Origin of the sequence: Pseudoalteromonas sp. MMG013 (assembly GCF_018100885.1) — a bacterium.
In the GTDB taxonomy this organism is placed as follows: domain Bacteria; phylum Pseudomonadota; class Gammaproteobacteria; order Enterobacterales; family Alteromonadaceae; genus Pseudoalteromonas; species Pseudoalteromonas aurantia.
In genome coordinates this window covers 39,679-56,615 of the sequence record NZ_JAGJEE010000014.1, presented here as the reverse complement: position 1 = coordinate 56,615, position 16,937 = coordinate 39,679, and the positions used below count along the sequence as shown (strand labels likewise).

The window sequence follows — 16,937 nt, the reverse complement described above, 5'->3', positions numbered from 1 at the left end:
CATGATAGAAGCAGACCGATTAATTGAGCCTGAAGCTCAAGGCAATGAAGATAATGTGGATAGGGCAATTAGGCCCAAATTACTTGCCGATTATACGGGTCAAGACCATGTAAAAAAGCAAATGGCCATTTTTATTGAGGCCGCTCGCTCAAGAGAGGAAGCTTTAGATCATTTATTGATTTTCGGTCCTCCAGGTTTGGGCAAAACGACATTGGCAAACATTGTCGCAAACGAACTCGATGTCAATATTAAAGCGACATCTGGACCGGTACTTGAAAAAGCAGGAGATCTGGCTGCTTTATTGACGAACCTTGAAGAAGGTGATGTGTTATTTATAGATGAAATACACAGATTAAGCCCGCAAGTGGAAGAAATACTGTATCCAGCCATGGAGGATTACCAATTAGATATTATGATTGGGGAAGGACCTGCGGCACGTTCTATTAAGTTAGAATTACCACCTTTTACATTAATTGGTGCTACAACCAGAGCTGGCTCATTAACGTCTCCTTTACGAGATCGATTTGGTATAGTTCAGCGACTGGAGTTTTATTCAGTTCCTGATTTGTCTACTATTATTTCTCGCTCTGCATTTTACTTAGATTTAGGAATAAGCCCTGAAGGTGCCGATGAAGTCGCGCGTCGCTCCAGAGGGACGCCTCGTATTGCGAATCGCTTGTTACGACGTGTAAGAGATTATGCACAGGTTAAAGGTGATGGCAAGGTAAGTGCCGATATTGCGAATTTAGCATTAGAGATGGTGGATGTTGATAAGCGTGGTTTTGATTATATGGATCGCAAGTATCTGATGTCCATAATTGAGAAGTTTATGGGGGGCCCTGTTGGCTTAGATAATTTAGCGGCAGCCATTGGTGAAGAGCGTGAAACCATTGAAGATGTTATAGAACCATTTTTAATTCAGCAGGGTTTTATTCAACGTACGCCAAGAGGGCGTATTGCCTCCAATGCGGCATACTTACATTTTGATTTGGTTATACCTGATAGGTAAAGGTGTACGAGGCAAACACTAAACAATGGAAAACTCAGCTATTTGCTGAGTTTTTTGATTTTAGACATAGGTTAGTTACCTTTGGGCTTAATTTTTAATTTTCAGAGGTTTAAGTATGAATATAGGGGAGTTGAGCCAAAAAAACGGAATTTTGGACAAAAAAAAGCCCGCAAAAAATGCGGGCAAAACAACAAGTTGAAGGAAGTAATCCAGGGGTTGATAAGTTAACTCAGGTTTTATCCTTAGCGCTCTTATCACAGCAATACGACAAATCAGAATCCTATTGCTAGCAACTGTGCTTTTGCATATATAGATGCTGTGTGCTCAGTACAGGGTGTATATTAAAGAGGTTTTAGGAATACATCAAACTAGAAAAATTATTTTTTCACATTAGATTTTTTAATCTGGTTGGTTTTTAAATTTTGTTTGGTGGTGAATGATTAATCAATAAATTAACCTAACCTATTGATAATCATTCGTTTATCTATATTTGTTTTTTGTTTGGTGTATTAGTTTATTTGTTGTTAATTGGTATTACCATTGTGTTTTTGATGGTTTATTCTTAATAAGTGCATAAACTAAATGTTTTATGCAGCTAGCATTCATAAATACGCGTTTATTATTCACGGTACATTTTGATTAAATTAACTACCTGTAGTGTCTTTATGTAGTAAATGTTATTTTTCGGTTGGTTTATCGCCAATTAGCGTAATTTCATGGTAATGAGATTGTCAGCGTAACTATGTGTGGGTAAACTAACTGAACCTTTATAGTCGCTTACAGTCAATGTTGTAACGAATTGTACGGGTATCTATATCCGACACACCATTTCTTAGGAGTATAATAACGTGGAATCGGGACTAAATTTTGTTGATCTTATTTTAAAAGCCAGTGTGCTAGTTCAACTTGTGATGTTGGCACTTGTAGGCATGTCTATTGCGTCTTGGGCGATTATATTTCAGCGTAGGTCAATTATCTCAAACGCGATGGTAGATGCGAAAAGGTTTGAACAAAAATTTTGGTCCGGGATGGACTTGAGCAAGCTTTATAATGAAGTGACGGCGAGAGTAGGGAACCCTGAGGGGTTAGAAGCGTTATTTGTATCTGGCTTTAAAGAGTTTGCAAGACATAAGAAAAACAGCACTCACTCGACTGGGCTTGTAATTGAAGGCACGCATCGCTCGATGCGGGTGGCGTTATCTCGTGAAGTGGAAAAGTTAGAATCAAGTTTGTCTTTTTTAGCCACAGTTGGCTCTATTAGCCCCTATGTTGGCTTATTTGGTACTGTGTGGGGGATCATGAATGCGTTTATTGCATTGGGTGAAGTAAAACAAGCCACTTTGCAAATGGTTGCGCCGGGTATTGCAGAAGCACTTATCGCAACTGCCATGGGTTTATTTGCGGCAATTCCTGCGGTTATGGCTTATAACAAGTTTGCAAAAAATGTTGAGAAGCTTGAGACTCAATACATTAACTTTATGGAAGAGTTTGCCAATATACTGCACCGCCAAGCTGCAAGCTCTGCTGAGGTAAAGCAACATGTATCAGCGTAAAAAGCGCCGCCCCGTAGCAGAGATTAACGTGGTGCCCTACATCGATGTGATGTTGGTCCTACTGATCATATTTATGGCTACGGCCCCCCTTATTACCCATGGTGTTAAGGTCGATTTGCCTCAAATGCAAGAGTCTGATTTAGTTGAAACAAAAGATGCGCCACCGATTATTGCATCGATTGATGCCGAAGGCAGGTACTTTGTAAGCGTGGGCACTGATCCAGAAGCGCCGATGGATGCGGTTGAAGTGGCGGCTGTTATTAAACTAAAGCTACAACAAAACCCAGATACACCGGTCATGATTAAAGGTTCTGGGCATGTATCTTATCAAGAAGTGTTATTGTTGATGGATTTTCTTAAAAATGCAGGTGTGCCGTCGGTTGGTCTTATGACGAAATCTTTTGAGGAAAGCTAATGGGAGCATTGCAAAGCGGAATTATAAAATCAGTGTTACTGCATTTTGCTTTGGCGGGAATGCTTTTTGCGTCCGCCAACTTTCATACCCCAGAACCAACGGTAATGGAAGTGACTTTAAACCCTGAGCTGAGTGAGCCTAGGGAAGAGAAAGTCGTCTCAGCAATTTCTGTTGATCAAAGTGCTGTGGAAAAGAAAATTGCTGAGTTGAAAAAGCAAGAGCAGAACAAAAAGCGCGCTGAAGAAAAACGTATCAGAGATTTAGAGCGACGGGCAAGTCAAGCAAGAAAAGACAGAGAAGCAGAAGCTCGCAGAATTAAAAAGCTAGAACAGCAACGCAAAGCAAAAGTGGCGGAAAAGAAAAAAGCGGAAGCGCAAGCGAAGAAAGCCCGAGAAGTTGAGAAAAAGCAACGTGCTCAAGCAGATAAAGCGCGTGCTGAAAAATTAGCGGCAGAGAAAGCGGCTAAAGCGGCATCAACCAAGCGTAAAGCTGAAGAAGATGCACTGAAAAAAGCAGAAGATGCCCGTAAACTTCGTGAAGCACAAGAGAAAAGAAAAGCAGAAGCTGCAGAAAAAGCGCGTCAAAAGGCATTGCAAGAGCAGTTAATGCAGGAGCAACTAGCACAAGAGCAAGCTGCACGTAATAAATTACGAAAACAACAAGTATTATCAGAAGTTGATAAATACCGCGCACTCATAATGCAACGTATCCAAGCTAATTTACTGATAGACGAAAAAATGAAAGGCAAGCAGTGTCGAGTGAATATTCGACTAGGGTTTAACGGCCTAGTTACAGATACACGCTCGCTTGGTGGTGATAAATTGGTTTGTGAAGCGGCACTGCGCGCGGTGCGTATGGCTGATACATTACCAGTTTCGAAAGAAAAAGATGTTTTCGAGCAGCTTAAGAACATTAATCTAACAATTAAACCCAATTTATAAAGGAAGTCTATGTTCAACCGGATAAAAGCATTATTAGTTATTGTTGCTTTTGGCATGCAAGGGCTGGCAAATGCCGCGCTTGAAATTGTGATTACCGAGGGCGTTGATAGTGCTCGGCCCATCGCTGTTGTGCCTTTTAAATATGAAGGTGTTGGTGAAAAACCGATGCGAGTGAGCGAAGTCATTGCAGCTGATTTAACACGCAGTGGTAAATTTAAGCCTCTGTCGTTTACTGAACTTCCTCAATTGCCAAGCACAGATGAAGAAGTGGACTATAGCGCTTGGGTTAATAAAGGGGTTGAAGCGGTTATTGTTGGCACCGTGACACAGCAACCCGGTGGGCGTTATTTGATCAAGTATGAATTAATTGATGTGATCCGGGCACAGATCACCGGCGGAGAGACACGCATGATGAGTAATGGTCAACTGATGAAAAGCCAAGATCATGTGCAAGAAGCACGACAAAGTGTGATATCCAGTGACGGTTTTAGGCAATATGCGCATCAAATCAGTGATGTTGTGTATGAGTCACTTACAGGGGAACGAGGTGCATTTCGGACTAAAATTGCCTACGTGATTGTGCGCGACGAGGCAGATAAGCCTTACCAGTTAGTTGTTGCAGATTATGATGGGTTTAACGAGCAGGTGTTATTACGTTCTAAAGAACCTTTGATGTCGCCGTCATGGTCACCTGATGCCAACAAATTAGCATATGTTACGTTTGAAAATCGCCAATCACAAATCTATGTGCAAGATATTTATACTGGTAAGCGAGATCTCATCACGAGTTACCCAGGTATTAATGGTGCGCCACAGTTTTCTCCTGATGGAAAGCAATTATTAATTGTACTATCCAAAGATGAGGGAGGGGCCACAGAGGTTTATCAATATAACTTGCAAACACGCACAGAACGCCGTTTGACACGTCATCGTAGTATAGATACTGAGCCAAGTTGGCACCCAAATGGCAAAGATATTGTGTATACGTCTGAAAGGGGTGGTAATGCCCAGATTTATAAGTTAAATTTACAAACTGGTAGGTCAAAGCGTATTACCTTTGACGGCGATATGAATTTAGCCGGTTCGGTTACCCCTGATGGGAAGCATCTTGTGATGGTAAATCGAACAATTGGTAAGTATCATATTGCTAAAAAAGAATTGAGATCTGGACTGTTTCAAGTATTAACGCGAACCCGTTTAGACGAATCTCCGAGCGTAGCGCCAAATGGCTCGATGATTATTTATAGTACGCTGCATAACAATAAGCAGGTATTGGCTTTGGTGTCTATGGATGGGCGGTTTAAAGCGCGACTTCCGGTTTCTGATGGGCAAGTGAAAGCTCCTGCCTGGTCGCCATTTTTACAGTAATTTTGCTGGTTAGAATTTAAGATATAGGAATATACTCGATGCAACTTAACAAAACATTAAAAGCTTTATTAGTGGCTTTGCCAGTAATGACGCTGGCCGCGTGTAGCTCATCTTCAAGTGTAGACGAAAGTGCTGCAAATGAAAGCAACCAAGCAGCAACACAAGAAAATAATAACGTTGACGTGAATACTATTTCACGCGTTAAATCAGCAGAAGAAAAGCTTCGTGAAAAATATGAAGCGCTTCGTCAAGAGCAAATCATCTACTTTGATTTTGATAAATCAACAGTGCAGGGTGCGTATGCTGAGCTTTTACAAGCACATGCTGACTTCTTGGTTAAAAACCCAAGTGTAAAAGTATTGGTTGAAGGTCATGCTGATGAGCGTGGTACGCCAGAGTACAATATTGCGCTTGGTGAAAGCCGTGGCAAAGCGGTTGCTAAATACCTACAAAGCTTAGGTGTGTCTGACAGCCAAATTTCAGTTGTGAGTTATGGTGAAGAAAAACCAATGGTTAAATCTCGCACTGAAGAAGCTTTTGCTAAAAACCGTCGTGCGGTTTTAGTTTACTAATTTGATAAGAGATATTATGAAGCCAAATCATATTTTGGCAGCCATAATGATTCTGAGCGGGAGCACCCAAATTTTGGCTGCTCCCGCTCCTGTTTCTACGGCTGCAAATACGCAATCTTCGATTGAGCAACGTATCGCACAATTAGAAAGCATGATGAAGACTCGAAACCTGCTACAAGTTGAACTACAGCAGCAGTTAGGGCTACTACAAGATGAAGTAAGCCAAGTTCGTGGCGTAACGGAAGAACAAAGTTATAAGCTTGAGAAAGTATTACAGCGCCAACGAGAGCTATACCAAGAAATAGAAAACCGTGTTTCAAAGGTGTATGAACAAGCAAGCACGGTGGCGGTGACTGAAGAGGTTGTAGACACATCTCAAGCCATTAGTAATGACTTGTCTGAAAATGAAGCGTACGACAAAGCGGTTGCGCTTATTATGAAAGATAAGCGTTATGATGCAGCGATCCCTGAATTTCAGTCATTTTTGACGAACTTTCCCACATCGGTATATATACCTAATGCGCACTATTGGCTAGGGCAGCTATTATCTATTAAGAATGATGATGAGAATGCCATAGTGCACTTTAAAACGGTGGTTGATAATTTTTCAGAATCGAATAAGCGACCTGAAGCGATGCTTAAGCTGGGCACCTTGTATGAAAAGCAAGGAAAGGCAGAATTGGCGAAAACGGTATTAACTACTTTATTAAATGAATACCCAAGTACCACTGCTGCAAAAATGGCCACAGAGCGTTTGTCGAAGATCTAAAAGCTCGATTTTTTGCCACTATGGTTTAAAATTAGGCGCTTAGGCATAAAAACTGAAAAAAACTACGTATTTAAGTTGCACTCATTTTTTAAATAAGTATTATAAGCGCCCGCAGCAGGCAATTGGTTCAAACCAAACTGCTGCAACTAAGTGGGTCATTAGCTCAGTTGGTAGAGCAGTGGACTTTTAATCCATTGGTCGATGGTTCAAGTCCATCATGACCCACCACTTAGTTTGCAAAATAGTCAGTAGTATTAGAGCGGGTCATTAGCTCAGTTGGTAGAGCAGTGGACTTTTAATCCATTGGTCGATGGTTCAAGTCCATCATGACCCACCATTTTGCAAGTTAACTTAAGTGATATTCAGAGCGGGTCATTAGCTCAGTTGGTAGAGCAGTGGACTTTTAATCCATTGGTCGATGGTTCAAGTCCATCATGACCCACCATTCTTTGAAGATATTGATTTCCCGAGCGGGTCATTAGCTCAGTTGGTAGAGCAGTGGACTTTTAATCCATTGGTCGATGGTTCAAGTCCATCATGACCCACCATTCAATATTAACAAAACTGATATCCAGAGCGGGTCATTAGCTCAGTTGGTAGAGCAGTGGACTTTTAATCCATTGGTCGATGGTTCAAGTCCATCATGACCCACCATTTAAGTTAGCAGTACTGATAGTTCGAGCGGGTCATTAGCTCAGTTGGTAGAGCAGTGGACTTTTAATCCATTGGTCGATGGTTCAAGTCCATCATGACCCACCATTTTGCAGTTAAGTAGTTTGATATCAGAGCGGGTCATTAGCTCAGTTGGTAGAGCAGTGGACTTTTAATCCATTGGTCGATGGTTCAAGTCCATCATGACCCACCATTCACTATGTTAACAATTCTGATATCTAGAGCGGGTCATTAGCTCAGTTGGTAGAGCAGTGGACTTTTAATCCATTGGTCGATGGTTCAAGTCCATCATGACCCACCATTTTATGTTAACAATCAAGATTTCCAGAGCGGGTCATTAGCTCAGTTGGTAGAGCAGTGGACTTTTAATCCATTGGTCGATGGTTCAAGTCCATCATGACCCACCATTTCTAAAAAATTTCATATATTCTTAATTTTTCTATACCAAAAGCGTCATTGACTATGATTGTTGCGTCTATTTACGTATAATTCGCGCTAATTATGCAATGTGGACTATAGTGGTCGAAAAATGAGTCTAGCTGAACAAATCATGCCTGAGGATTATATCTTTCCTCCAAAACCTGCGCCATTAACTACTCAAGAACAAGATGAGTATAAAGCGAGGATCAAAACCTTACTAAAAGAAAAGAATGCGGTACTCGTAGCGCACTATTATACCGATCCTGAAATTCAAGCCTTAGCTGAAGAAACCGGTGGGTGTGTTGCTGATTCTTTGGAGATGGCCCGTTTTGGTGCAAAACATGACGCTGATGTGATTGTGGTTGCCGGTGTGCGTTTCATGGGGGAAACAGCAAAAATATTGACCCCTAACAAAACGGTGGTGATGCCAACCTTGGCGGCAACGTGTTCGTTAGACGTTGGTTGTCCAATTGATGAGTTTTCGGCATTTTGTGATCAACACCCGGATCGTAAAGTAGTGGTGTATGCAAATACCTCTACAGCGGTAAAAGCGCGTGCTGATTGGATTGTAACATCGTCATGTGCTTTAGAAATTGTTGAACACTTAGATGAGCAAGGCGAGAAGATCATATGGGGCCCTGATAAGCACCTCGGCGCTTATATCCAGAAGAATACCGGTGCAGACATGATCATGTGGAATGGTGCCTGTATCGTTCATGATGAGTTTAAAACAAAAGCACTCAAAGATATGAAAGCCTTACAGCCTGAAGCCGCTGTGTTAGTGCACCCTGAATCGCCGGCAGAAATTGTCGACTTGGCTGATGCAGTAGGCTCTACAAGCCAGTTGATCAAAGCCGCGCAAACAATGGACAACAAACAGTTTATTGTTGCGACGGACCGCGGTATTTTTTATAAAATGCAACAGCTTTGCCCTGATAAAGAGTTTTTCGCGGCACCAACCGCAGGTGAAGGTGCAACGTGTAAAAGTTGTGCCCATTGCCCGTGGATGGCAATGAATGGCTTAAAGGCGATTGAAGAGTCATTGATCAGCCCTGAAGGCAAAGAAGTGTTCGTTGATATGTCATTGCGTGAAGGCGCATTGCGGTCATTAGATCGTATGTTAGACTTTTCAGCGTCATTAAAGCGTTAAACTGACTGTAAGTTGAGCAGTTAGTTCAGCTAAAGCAAAAAGCGCTTGCTAAAGTGCGTGGCTTTTCATAGTATTAGCCCCGCACTTAGGTGTATCGGAGAGGTGGCTGAGTGGCTGAAGGCGCACGACTGGAACTCGTGTATAGGCTAACCCCTATCGAGGGTTCGAATCCCTCCCTCTCCGCCATGTTTTATAGAAAAGCGCTGTATAGCGCTTTTTTGCATTTTAAGGCCTACCCCAGCATTTTTAAGAAACTCTCACCTACTCGCAGGCTTTAATTCATCCAATTCGCCAGCTTACCATGTATGTCTTTTGGCAGTTTTCAGACCGTATTTAGTTAAATTTCATCGGGTAAATTTATAAAAAGTACTACAGCGATAGTATGGCTCTGATCCGAAGAAAACGTGATGTTGAACTCAGTAAAGGATGCTTCACTTTTTTATTAAAAGACTTAAAAGTAAGTAACCTCAGGTTTGGATAAGGGTTTTGGAATAGAAAATGTTTTGAAAACACACTTACGTACAATCCAATGATGATATTTTGTTCAATATCAAGGCGCTTTTATGCGGTAATAGCGGGCTATTACAAATGAAAGCAACGCTGAGAGTGAGAAAAATAGCTTATTGGGCAAATTCGCTTATCCTGAGCTGAGGTTAAGTAATAAAGCCCCACTTTTTACAAAGTAGGGCGCATAAGTTACCTCGTTGTACTTGATGAAAATACAAATGAATAATATGACGCATAGGACACACTATTTTCGGTGCCTGTGGACAACAGGGTTCTTGGCGCTTTACTACCAGCCAGCTTCAGTTTGTTGAACGCATCAACAACAGCCGTTTGAGTTTGCGAAGCCGTCGCGGCATATTTGTGGCAATCCATGCAGCTGTCCTTGTTTTGCACAAATGTCTCCAACGTGGTATTTGCAACAATGCGTGTTCCATTGCTTGGGGTGATGTCTCCAGTTGTCAATGGGGGTGTTGCACCCGCTTGAATCGTACTTGGGTTATTAGGCCATTGCACATCAATAAGGCGATAATAGTTAAACACAGAATTAGCTGGTAATAAGCTCCAAGCGTAAGCATTGACATTGTTAGCCGTTGACTCAACAGGAGTAACCCGATTGACCTGCAAGGGAGCCGAATAAGGTATACAGTTATCTGGACTGCGCGCAGAGGTGGTGTCACATGGGATCTGTGGGGCCATACTGGGCGTCCAATTAGGCTTACACTGATAGTAAATGTCTTGCTTAGGATCACACTCAGGGTTATACAAAGTATAAGACGGGCGTGGCTTGCGATTTGGGTTACTAGGTAAATTAACCGTATGTTTACCGGCATCAGGTGTGTTATCAACCTGCTCGAAGGTTGTCCAAAGCATTTGGGGCGCGCCGGGTAGATGTCTAATAATATGTAGTCCAATAAGACCGACGGTGACAGGTTTGTCTTGCTTTATGGTATTTTCGTCTGCGCCTGGTGTAAGTAGCACTGCCTGAGTGGTTAAGTAGCGATAATTCAATGAACCATCTTCGGGTAATTTGATCCAAGCAGCTTTGATTTCCATCGCACCAACATTACCGCCAAATATCTTAGCTTTGCCCTCACAGGTCTTATCATTGCTATAGCCCGAAGGTAAACGAAATCCGCCAGTTCCTTGCGCACATGCGATTTGACCGGCCGCCCACGTTAAGTTTTTACCCGTTGGATTAGCATTGTAAATATAGTCCACTTCGTCGGGGTTTAAACGAATATCATAATACACGAGGTTGCCACGTTGATCAGTTAACCACTCGCCGGTTGCTTGACCTATTGAACTTAAATCAAGAGCCCCTGTTTTTGACACTCGATGCAAAACCAGCGGGCGTTTTTGCTTGACCTTTTTTGCTAAGGTATTAGTTTGCGTACTGCTAAAAACTTCTGTTGATTGCAAAAAGCTCTCCCACACAGTTAAGTCACTGAGGGTGGGGTTACCAAATGCACTGGCTGTTGAACTGGCGTTTGGATAACCCGGGTTATTAGGATCTGCTGGCCAGTTTGCATAAATGAATTGCTGCCATGCCGTACAATCGGCGTTAGTTTGATTGCGAGAATTAAAATTATTTGGGAGCTGTGGAGTAAGCGTAACTTGGTTTGTACCAAAAGCAGTGCATGGGTTAGTAACGGGATCAGCCATGGCCGTTTGTCCATTTATACCAAGTATGGCGAGTAGGATACACAGCCTGCGCATAAAGGCCCTTGCGGGCCTGACATATCGGTTATGCATTACCTGGCTCCTTGATTTTTGGCTGCACGTGAATCAAGGACGCCATGGTTTGTGGTTGCGCGCCCGAATAGCTCACTTCAATTGCTCTTAAGCCAGCCACTGATGATTCATCAGTGGTAACAGCAAGTGAAAGCGAGGTATATGTACCTGGACCTGAGTTGCCCGGGACGGCGTAGGTCACCGTATTTTTATCTACTACGCTGACAGTGGTCGTTGGATCATAACTCCCATCACTTGATCCGGTTAGCACTTTGACGATTGGCTGAACACCCGCTGGAAGTTTATTGACTGTGAGTGCAATATTTACAGTAGTGCCAGCCGTTGCGACAGCTGGTACGATAACACTGTTGCTGGCTAATGAAAGCTCTGAGCCTGCGGGGTTGGTTTCATTTACAGCATAATAAGCGTCCCACACATGTTGCTGCATTGCTTGCAGTGGCGCACCAGCGGCAGATGGACCAGCACAAGGAACCTGAGGCGGCATTGTGCTCGCACTTAAAGGCCTTGCAAATAAACCGATGTCTATTTGTTCTGTTATTTGTGAGCCCCATTGAATTGGCGCACCATTAATCTCAATATCTGCAAGTGTCAGTGTTGGGTCCATTGCTAACCATGCTGATGGTATTTGGCAAATAGCATGCAAAATTAAATTACCTGGAAATGCAGAGCTTGTAATAGGGTCGTTAACTTGTGTACTCCCCCTGATAATTTGCCAAATGTCAGACGCTTTTGCATCAGCAGGGACATTGACCCCTTTCTTTACTCTGCTTGAGAATGTCCATGAGTCTAAACTTTGTGGCTGCTGAATATATAAGCCAAATGGGTTGGCTAGGTTAACCTTAAAATATGCGTCCTCAATGAATTGTCCACCGACTATCTGGTTAACCGTTTGGCCGATATGTGGATCGCTATGGCGATATGCTTGACCGAACTGACCGCAACAAAGGAGTTGTTGTTGGCTTTCGTTGCCGCTTTCATATTGCGGTGTTGAGAAGCCAGCCAACCCTATTTCTGTTTGCAGCGTATTAGGCGTACTTGTTAAGTGCATAACCCCACCATTCATATTGGCGCTTTGACGGTTTGAAATAGGGCTATTGTTCCATTTGTTCAAAGGGTTATAAACCGGGTGGCCACTAACAGGGTCAATCACTGTATGGCCCTGTTGATCTTTTAGCGTTAAGTCATCAACCGACACCGTGATCTGACAGCTTGCAGGGGCGTCAAAGTTAAGTGTGTCTTGATACAGTCTGGCTACAGTGTCTGGGCTTACCGACCAAAGTGCATGCCAGTATTCAGGGTTTTCACAGGCAAAATCTACACGTGTGATGTTACCCTCCCCATTTTTTTGAACAGCCCATTCGCAATACTCATCTTGCCAGCCTCTAGGACCATAAGGCAAAAATGGGTTTAATGTACCGCTCCAATCTGCTTCTGGGCAGAAAACGGCGGGGATATCTTGTAATGCTTGAGGCTGACCGTTGCTTGTGTAACTTCCTGTATCTGCTAACTCTCGTAGTTGAGTTAACGACAAATTGTATGGGTTAGGCGGACTCACAGGCGTTGAAGCCGAAAAGTATTGCTGCAAACGCCCAGGAAAGGCATTCCAAGTTACGGGTGCAGAAGCGGTGCCATTTGGAATTGTGGTTGTCGCTGGGTTATAAAAGTAAGCCTCACTACTGGGCGTTGCTTGCTCCACAAATGCATATAAGTAAGTGTTCCAAATAGCGTTAAGTTGCGCTTGTTGAACAGGGCTATTGCTTAAATCTTCTATAAAAGCGGGTGTGTTAAAGGTTAAGTTGGTGGAAATATCATCATTATTGCTGTGTAATTTAGTATCAGTCATTGCAAATCTCCTTATTGAAAGGGGGGACTACGTTGTATTTTCAACCTATAAAACAACGACAGTTGAAAATTAATAAGCTGTTTACGTGCCTACTACCGTAGTAGGTAAATTACAATTTGCGTATTACACGGGATTACAGTAATGCGACTAAGGGTTGGGCGTTGCTATTTAAAGGGGAGTCAGGTTCCCAAAAGCTTAGTAGCCATGTCTACTCATAGATTGCATCTTAAGAAAATGTGCAGTTGAACTCTGTTAATGACTTAATAGTTACGTCAATAAAAATACAGCTAAAACAAAGTTCACATGCACAACAGGTTTATCACACAAGACCCACATATTGCAGACTCGCTGATTTGGCTGAGCATATTACAAGCACTTATCACGTGTTTTAGCTGCGACAGTGCAGCGAATATGTTTAAGTGTGCGATCTCGATATTTAGAGCGTAAGTGCAGTTACCTTTGGTTGGCTAATATTTTGGATTACATAGCGCATTGACGGTGGAACCGTGAGGTATACTGCGTTCCTTAAGAACTACGCTATGAGTGATTGTTAAGACGTATTGAATTTTTTCTTGTTTATTCGGTCGTTTAAGGATAATAAATAAGAAACACGTAATGTACTCTAGGTCACGGGTTTTGATGAATCAGTTAATAAATTAGCCAATTAAAAAAGGATATAATGTGAAGTGTTTAGTGGTATTAGCACACCCTTTAGATAACAGTTTATGCCAGCATTTAGCGGACAAAACAATCAGTCACTTAAAATCAAAGGGCTATACAGTCACGGTAAAAGACTTGTATGCAGAGCACTTTGATCCGGTATTGAGCAAAGAAGAACGCGCAAGTTATTATCAGTCAACATTTGACACACAACAACTCACTACAGATATTGCACAGCTTACTGAGGCTCAGTCATTGGTGCTTATTTTTCCAACTTGGTGGTTTGGATTTCCTGCTATTTTAAAGGGGTGGTTTGATCGTGTTTGGGCGCCAGGTTATGCCTATGAGCATGCATCAGATTTCGGGCCAATCAAACAATGTTTAACTAACTTAAAAGAAATGAAAGTCGTCACCACATTAGGTTCTCCCTGGTGGGTTGATACATTTATTCTAAGAACACCGGTGAAAAAAGTGCTTAAGTTGGCTTTATTGGGTGCATGTGCGAGTAATTGTAAATTTCAAATGTTGTCTTTATATAAAAGCGAGCAATTGTCTCAACAAAAAATTGATAAATTTATAATGAAAATACGATCAAAATTCTAATCGGTGATATGTAAAGAGGTGCAGAGGTAACCTAGCAAGGCTACATCTTTTCATACCGCTAAAGGTTGCAGTATACTGGCGGGCATCGACATTTAGAATGAGTAGAACATGATTGTCTTCAAAACGAACTTTGGTGATATTGAAATTACGTTAGATTTTGAAACCACGCCAATTACAGCAAAAAACTTCTTACAATATTGCCAAGACGGTTTTTATCAGGGCACTATTTTCCATCGGGTTATTAAAGGCTTTATGGTACAAGGCGGTGGATTTACCGCTAAAATGAAAGAAAAACCGACACGTGATACCATCGTTAATGAAGCGAATAAAGGGTTGAAAAATACACTGGGTACCATCGCAATGGCACGCACCGATGCACCACATTCAGCTTCTGCGCAATTTTTTATTAATGTTACTGATAACGCGTTTTTAGATCACTTCGCGACGACCAATGAAGGGTGGGGGTATTGCGCCTTTGGCAAAGTAACAGCGGGTATTGAGGTGGTCCACGCGATTGAAAAGGTAAAAACCGGCATGGTTGCAGGGCATGATGATGTACCATTTGACCCAATAGTGATTGAGACAGTTGAAATTAATACGTGATCATTGACAGGCTTCACAGCAACGCATGGCACTATGCGACGTGAAATGAGTTGCAAGGGATATAAATACAACCAGTTTATATCCCTTATTCTTTGTGTTAAAAGAGGGTTTTAACACATGTGCCTGCTACAGAATTATTAGTGCCCGTAGAAGCGAATACTCCAGCCGGTTAAGTTTCCAGGTTGTGTATTGTTTGATTGAAATTTATCAGCACGTTGTGGCAAATTTACGATTGAGTTATCAATAAATGTCCCACTGGGAACATCATACGTTCTTTCACTCCAGCTGTCTTTTGCGTTGGTATCAATAATCCGCAATGTCCAATCCCCTTTAGCCGACTCGCCATAAAAGTGGTTTGATAGCAGTAATGTGTTTTCAAACTTAGACCCTTCAAGGTCGGTGCCAGCATGCAATAACACACTGCGTGTGTTACTTGGAGAGATGAGTTCAACAGATAAGTCACCAAGGCGTTCGTGGTCTAGATTAAGGCGGACTTGAACCCCTTCAATCGTTAAGCTTTCTGTTTGTGTATGGACTGAATCTGTGGCACTAAAATCGTCATCAATTGTTGTGTCAGATGCGGTCGCAACATCATATTCTCGTATTTTCAATGCTGGTAAAATAGGACCTGTTTGCAGTGCTTTTTCTACAGCTGCATCTACATTGACTAGGCCAAAACCGTAATCGTTGTGAAACGCTAGACCAGCCCCGTTCATTTGCCAACTAGGGATAGCCTCGAAATCAGCGATCATACGGGCTTCACTATCAGCATGTACCTGTGTTGCCGTCGTTATCATAAGGTGTTTAACGTCACGCCATGATAATTGGTGATTCGCTGACATGATCAGTGCTGTGGCTCCTGACAAGGCTGGCGCTGCGGCTGACGTACCATTCATGCCATTCGTATATACAGGGTATTCACATTGGTTTTGAGCTTGATCTTTACACCATTTCGGTAAGTCAGTGGTAACAATTGCAGGGCTATGATCGCCGTATTCGCCTGCCGGTGCAGCCAGTAATACAGCTGAACCCCCTGAAGAGTAATTCGCTAATGTGCCATTGGCATTCAGAGCAGATACAGTGACATTCCAAAAGTTAGCATTACCAGGGTCGGCAACGGACGTGTTATAAGCCGGTAAGGCATAAGCATTAGGATAAACCAACGTCAGCTCACCTTTTTCACGGTCGCTCCATCGGCCGCCGATGAAGTGATCGTTCCCCGCAGATTTAATAGAAATAGCACCGCGCCCACCGTGGCTTTGAGTTGCAGCAGTTTGTTGTACACTGGAGATGTTGTCGAAAAAGCCACGATACGTATTGTAGATTGTCGGATCACTAAAGGTATATCCAATACTTTGGTTAATAACTCGTGCATCAGTGAATTTATTCATTGGGTGCACAGCGCCATCCATGTCCATAACCGATCGGATGGCTAAAGCTAAGCTCGGAACATTTGCTTGGTTACCAATTAAATTTGCACCGGTTAAAGTCGCATAAGGTGCGACACCACGTCCTCCTTTATCATTGAACGCTGATGCAGCGGCAATACCTGCCACCATGGTGCCGTGGTTATCGACTCGGTTTCGTCCAGCTGAAAAATATTGGAATAGGTATGGGTTTGGATTAGCTGTGTCACCTTGGGTGACGTTTGCAGTAAGGTCTGGGTGATATGTTGCAAGTCCATCGTCTATGATTGCAATGTTAATGCCTTGGCCAAAAATACCGCGTCGATGAGTAAAGTCTAGGTTTAGGTCAATACCTGCTTTACCAGGGTTTGCAGCCCCAGCGGTTTGCCCTGTGTTTTGTAAGTGCCATTGCTGGAATACGAGCGGATCGCCCTCGGCTAATTGGTAGGTGTATTCCCATACATGTTTAGAGGGGTCATAGCTCTCATCATTATTATTGAAGTTTTGTGCATGGGCTTGACCAAGCGCTAATATCATCCCGGACACAATTAAGTTGAGTTTATTTTTTAAGATCATGGTAATTTCCTGTCTACGTTTTATTATTGGTTGTAGTTAAAAACGGTAACTATTTTAAGAAATAACAGAAATCGGGAAAATATAAGGTAATTTTTAATTGTTTGGAACGATTTTAGGT

The 16,937-nt window shown here is 42.5% G+C and carries 13 protein-coding genes and 10 tRNA genes; 20 read left to right on the top strand and 3 right to left on the bottom strand.

Going from position 1 to position 16,937, the window contains the following annotated elements:
* Nucleotide 1 precedes the first annotated feature (1 nt).
* The 18 genes from ruvB (at nucleotide 2) to J8L98_RS13860 (ending at nucleotide 9,055) form a co-directional block, all read left to right on the top strand.
* Nucleotides 2-1,009: a Holliday junction branch migration DNA helicase RuvB gene (gene ruvB / locus J8L98_RS13945; RefSeq protein WP_192507864.1), complete on the top strand. Its 1,008-nt coding sequence runs from the start codon at nucleotides 2-4 to the stop codon at nucleotides 1,007-1,009.
* An 848-nt stretch (nucleotides 1,010-1,857) separates the two neighbouring features.
* Nucleotides 1,858-2,562 carry a protein TolQ gene (tolQ, locus tag J8L98_RS13940; RefSeq protein ID WP_210996897.1) on the top strand — a complete coding sequence of 235 codons (705 nt, stop codon included), beginning with the start codon at nucleotides 1,858-1,860 and terminating at the stop codon, nucleotides 2,560-2,562.
* Nucleotides 2,549-2,977 carry a protein TolR gene (gene tolR / locus J8L98_RS13935; protein WP_192507862.1) on the top strand — a complete coding sequence of 143 codons (429 nt, stop codon included), beginning with the start codon at nucleotides 2,549-2,551 and terminating at the stop codon, nucleotides 2,975-2,977. Before tolQ ends, tolR begins: the two co-directional genes overlap by 14 nt.
* Before the next feature lie 8 nt (nucleotides 2,978-2,985).
* Complete coding sequence (tolA, locus tag J8L98_RS13930; protein ID WP_210996945.1) at nucleotides 2,986-3,918, top strand: cell envelope integrity protein TolA; 933 nt, start codon at nucleotides 2,986-2,988, stop codon at nucleotides 3,916-3,918.
* Nucleotides 3,919-3,927: 9 nt separating this feature from the next.
* Nucleotides 3,928-5,286 carry a Tol-Pal system beta propeller repeat protein TolB gene (gene tolB, locus J8L98_RS13925; protein WP_210996896.1) on the top strand — a complete coding sequence of 453 codons (1,359 nt, stop codon included), beginning with the start codon at nucleotides 3,928-3,930 and terminating at the stop codon, nucleotides 5,284-5,286.
* Nucleotides 5,287-5,324: 38 nt separating this feature from the next.
* Nucleotides 5,325-5,858 carry a peptidoglycan-associated lipoprotein Pal gene (gene pal, locus J8L98_RS13920; protein WP_192507860.1) on the top strand — a complete coding sequence of 178 codons (534 nt, stop codon included), beginning with the start codon at nucleotides 5,325-5,327 and terminating at the stop codon, nucleotides 5,856-5,858.
* Between the two features lie 16 nt (nucleotides 5,859-5,874).
* Nucleotides 5,875-6,627, top strand: a complete 753-nt coding sequence (gene ybgF, locus J8L98_RS13915) for a tol-pal system protein YbgF (RefSeq protein ID WP_210996895.1) — start codon at nucleotides 5,875-5,877, stop codon at nucleotides 6,625-6,627.
* A 152-nt stretch (nucleotides 6,628-6,779) separates the two neighbouring features.
* Nucleotides 6,780-6,855 (top strand) — tRNA-Lys (locus J8L98_RS13910).
* A gap of 33 nt (nucleotides 6,856-6,888) precedes the next feature.
* Nucleotides 6,889-6,964: transfer RNA gene (locus J8L98_RS13905), tRNA-Lys, on the top strand.
* Between the two features lie 32 nt (nucleotides 6,965-6,996).
* Nucleotides 6,997-7,072, top strand: a tRNA-Lys gene (locus J8L98_RS13900).
* A gap of 27 nt (nucleotides 7,073-7,099) precedes the next feature.
* Nucleotides 7,100-7,175, top strand: a tRNA-Lys gene (locus J8L98_RS13895).
* Between the two features lie 30 nt (nucleotides 7,176-7,205).
* Nucleotides 7,206-7,281, top strand: a tRNA-Lys gene (locus J8L98_RS13890).
* 29 nt (nucleotides 7,282-7,310) lie between these two features.
* Nucleotides 7,311-7,386 (top strand) — tRNA-Lys (locus J8L98_RS13885).
* A gap of 30 nt (nucleotides 7,387-7,416) precedes the next feature.
* Nucleotides 7,417-7,492: transfer RNA gene (locus J8L98_RS13880), tRNA-Lys, on the top strand.
* A 32-nt stretch (nucleotides 7,493-7,524) separates the two neighbouring features.
* Nucleotides 7,525-7,600: transfer RNA gene (locus J8L98_RS13875), tRNA-Lys, on the top strand.
* A gap of 30 nt (nucleotides 7,601-7,630) precedes the next feature.
* Nucleotides 7,631-7,706, top strand: a tRNA-Lys gene (locus J8L98_RS13870).
* Between the two features lie 122 nt (nucleotides 7,707-7,828).
* Nucleotides 7,829-8,869 (top strand): quinolinate synthase NadA, encoded by a 1,041-nt coding sequence (nadA, locus tag J8L98_RS13865; protein ID WP_210996894.1) that lies wholly within the window; start codon nucleotides 7,829-7,831, stop codon nucleotides 8,867-8,869.
* A 96-nt stretch (nucleotides 8,870-8,965) separates the two neighbouring features.
* Nucleotides 8,966-9,055 (top strand) — tRNA-Ser (locus tag J8L98_RS13860).
* Nucleotides 9,056-9,565: 510 nt separating this feature from the next.
* Here the strand turns inward: J8L98_RS13860 and J8L98_RS13855 are convergent.
* On the bottom strand, nucleotides 9,566-11,128 hold the full coding sequence (locus J8L98_RS13855) for a hypothetical protein (protein ID WP_210996893.1): 1,563 nt from the start codon (nucleotides 11,126-11,128) through the stop codon (nucleotides 9,566-9,568).
* The gene (locus tag J8L98_RS13850) at nucleotides 11,121-12,971 is read right to left on the bottom strand and encodes a hypothetical protein (RefSeq protein WP_210996892.1); all 1,851 of its coding nucleotides are present in this window, start codon (nucleotides 12,969-12,971) and stop codon (nucleotides 11,121-11,123) included. Before J8L98_RS13850 ends, J8L98_RS13855 begins: the two co-directional genes overlap by 8 nt.
* Before the next feature lie 681 nt (nucleotides 12,972-13,652).
* On the opposite strand from J8L98_RS13850, the gene J8L98_RS13845 reads away from it, so the two are divergent.
* Both J8L98_RS13845 and J8L98_RS13840 read left to right on the top strand, forming a co-directional pair.
* A complete protein-coding gene (locus J8L98_RS13845) occupies nucleotides 13,653-14,234 on the top strand; it encodes an NAD(P)H-dependent oxidoreductase (RefSeq protein ID WP_192507855.1) in 582 nt (193 codons plus the stop codon).
* 108 nt (nucleotides 14,235-14,342) lie between these two features.
* Complete coding sequence (locus J8L98_RS13840) at nucleotides 14,343-14,837, top strand: peptidylprolyl isomerase (protein WP_210996891.1); 495 nt, start codon at nucleotides 14,343-14,345, stop codon at nucleotides 14,835-14,837.
* 137 nt (nucleotides 14,838-14,974) lie between these two features.
* Here J8L98_RS13840 and J8L98_RS13835 read toward each other — a convergent pair whose 3' ends face one another.
* The gene (locus J8L98_RS13835; protein WP_210996890.1) at nucleotides 14,975-16,819 is read right to left on the bottom strand and encodes a S8 family peptidase; all 1,845 of its coding nucleotides are present in this window, start codon (nucleotides 16,817-16,819) and stop codon (nucleotides 14,975-14,977) included.
* Nucleotides 16,820-16,937: the final 118 nt, after the last annotated feature.

Coding starts and splice junctions, on each gene's coding strand:
- ruvB (WP_192507864.1), top strand. CDS start 2: ATGATAGAAGCAGACCGATTAATTGAGCCTGAAGCTCAAGGCAATGAA.
- tolR (WP_192507862.1), top strand. CDS start 2,549: ATGTATCAGCGTAAAAAGCGCCGCCCCGTAGCAGAGATTAACGTGGTG.
- tolB (WP_210996896.1), top strand. CDS start 3,928: ATGTTCAACCGGATAAAAGCATTATTAGTTATTGTTGCTTTTGGCATG.
- pal (WP_192507860.1), top strand. CDS start 5,325: ATGCAACTTAACAAAACATTAAAAGCTTTATTAGTGGCTTTGCCAGTA.
- ybgF (WP_210996895.1), top strand. CDS start 5,875: ATGAAGCCAAATCATATTTTGGCAGCCATAATGATTCTGAGCGGGAGC.
- nadA (WP_210996894.1), top strand. CDS start 7,829: ATGAGTCTAGCTGAACAAATCATGCCTGAGGATTATATCTTTCCTCCA.
- J8L98_RS13855 (WP_210996893.1), bottom strand. CDS start 11,128: ATGCATAACCGATATGTCAGGCCCGCAAGGGCCTTTATGCGCAGGCTG.
- J8L98_RS13850 (WP_210996892.1), bottom strand. CDS start 12,971: ATGACTGATACTAAATTACACAGCAATAATGATGATATTTCCACCAAC.
- J8L98_RS13840 (WP_210996891.1), top strand. CDS start 14,343: ATGATTGTCTTCAAAACGAACTTTGGTGATATTGAAATTACGTTAGAT.
- J8L98_RS13835 (WP_210996890.1), bottom strand. CDS start 16,819: ATGATCTTAAAAAATAAACTCAACTTAATTGTGTCCGGGATGATATTA.